This is a genomic window from Flavobacterium bizetiae, from assembly GCF_902804475.1.
Classification (GTDB): Bacteria; Bacteroidota; Bacteroidia; order Flavobacteriales; family Flavobacteriaceae; genus Flavobacterium; species Flavobacterium bizetiae.
Genome location: NZ_CADCSU010000232.1, coordinates 1 through 1870, shown reverse-complemented (window position 1 = coordinate 1870; position 1870 = coordinate 1). Strand labels below are relative to the sequence as shown.

At 28.4% G+C, this 1870-nt stretch carries 4 protein-coding genes; all 4 read left to right on the top strand.

Translation table 11 applies throughout. The annotated features are described in order from the left end of the window. The first annotated feature begins 137 nt into the window (after positions 1 to 137). On the top strand, positions 138 to 617 hold the full coding sequence (locus FLACOL7796_RS24390; RefSeq protein ID WP_173973363.1) for a hypothetical protein: 480 nt from the start codon (positions 138 to 140) through the stop codon (positions 615 to 617). Between the two features lie 91 nt (positions 618 to 708). Further along, a complete protein-coding gene (locus tag FLACOL7796_RS24385) occupies positions 709 to 1035 on the top strand; it encodes a YtxH domain-containing protein (protein WP_173973362.1) in 327 nt (108 codons plus the stop codon). A 129-nt stretch (positions 1036 to 1164) separates the two neighbouring features. Continuing rightward, positions 1165 to 1515 carry a competence protein gene (locus FLACOL7796_RS24380; protein ID WP_173973361.1) on the top strand — a complete coding sequence of 117 codons (351 nt, stop codon included), beginning with the start codon at positions 1165 to 1167 and terminating at the stop codon, positions 1513 to 1515. A 2-nt stretch (positions 1516 to 1517) separates the two neighbouring features. Then, entirely contained in the window at positions 1518 to 1772 is a 255-nt protein-coding gene (locus tag FLACOL7796_RS24375) for a DUF6327 family protein (RefSeq protein WP_173973360.1), read from the top strand. Positions 1773 to 1870 lie beyond the last annotated feature (98 nt).

Sequence of the window (1870 nt, the reverse complement as noted above, 5' to 3'; positions counted from 1 at the left end):
ATAATACTTCTAGCGTAAAAGTATTTTTCAGGAGGTAATTCATAATTTAAAAATTTCATGAAATTAATTTTATAAGGAATTAGAAATTTTGTCTTTCGTTTTGACAAGAACAATTTTAATCCTTAAATTTTAATATTATGAAAACTTTATTTTTTACGCTAGCAATTTTATTTGCAAATGTTGCAATTTCTCAAACACACCAAATTACAAAACACAATGGTGAAGAAGTGGATGTTAATTTTATAAAAATCGAAAATGATTTGGTTTATTATTCTTTTAACGGAAGTGCCGAAGAACATAAAATTAGCAAATATGCCGTTGCAAAAATTACCAATAAACAATCCAATCAAACACAAAAAGTTTCTGATAAAGTAATAGTAGATTCAAAATCAGATTATAAATTCGTAACTATTTTATCTCAGGACAAGACAATAGGTTTAAAACAAGTGGCTAATTTTTCAGGAGTCTCGACAAAGACAAAAGGCGAACCGCCAATTGCAAATAAAAACCAGACTGCAATGAGAATCAAAACACAATCTGCTTCAAGCGGATATCCGTTTGTAAGTATTGTCGAAAAAGCAGATGGTAAGTACGAAGCTGTAGCTTACGTGTATTAAATTTATTGTTAATTTTTATTAAATTACAATTAACCAATATTTTATAATTCAAAAAAAGAGTACCTTTATTATTCATTTAAATTTTAATATTATGTCAAAAAACGTAAATACAGTTGCAGCAATTTTAGCTGGTGCTGCAGTAGGAGCAGCAATCGGAATTTTATTTGCTCCGGACAAAGGATCAAAAACCCGTGCTAAACTTAAAGAAGGTTTAGATGATGCGAAACATAATTTGCAAGATTCACTTTCAGCTAGTTCTGAAGTTCTACGTGAAAAATTTACAAAAGCAAAAGAAAATTTAGACGGAACTTATGGAGAGTTACTTTCGAATATGAGTTACAAAACTGAGGAAGTTATTGGTTTTTTGGAATCTAAATTAGCCGACTTAAAAGCGCAAAACGCTAAACTTCAAAAATAATAATCCAGGAAGCACAAAGCTTAATGTGATTTTGATGATCGTTTAGATTATTTTAATTTTTAGAATAATCAAGTGCAATTGTTGAATCATGAGTTTTGTGCTTCTTTTTTTTAAATTAAAATTACAATTATGGCTTTTGAAGAATTAAAAGAAAACACCGAAAATATTCAGGATCAGGCTAAAGTTTATCTGGACAGTCATTTAGCTTACTATAAACTTTGGGGATTTAAGGTTGCCATGAAGTCGACAACTTTAATTTTTAAGTTTACTTTGATTTTATTGTGTTTTAGTATGGTGATGATTTTTGGATCTTTTGCTGCAGCTTATGCTTTTGGATCTTTATTTGAAAGTAATGCACTTGGATTTTTGGCAGTAGGAGGGATCTATTTAGTATTTACAATTTTACTTTTCTTCTTAAAAGATAAAGTTGTTGAAGGTCCTATATTAGAAAAATTTTCAGAAATCTTTTTTAATGACTAATTATGGAAAATAAAAAATACTCATCATACGCAGAAATCGAAAGAGATTTAGAAATTCTGAAACTGGAGAAAGAAATAAATTACCAGAAATTGGTTTTGAGTTTTCAAAAAACAAAAGAATCAATCACGCCGCAAAATATTTTTAGTGGAGTTTTTTCTTCTTATAAAGAATATTTCACCAGATCGTATCCACAAATTTTACAATCGATTTTACCCTATATTATCAATTGGTTTATCAATAAAAAAAGAGGCAAATAAGCTACCGTCTGGACACAAATATATTTTTAGTTATATTTGATAAAAAGTGCAGACTAGATATTTTGAAAATTTAAAAGACAAGCGATTGTTGAATAGAG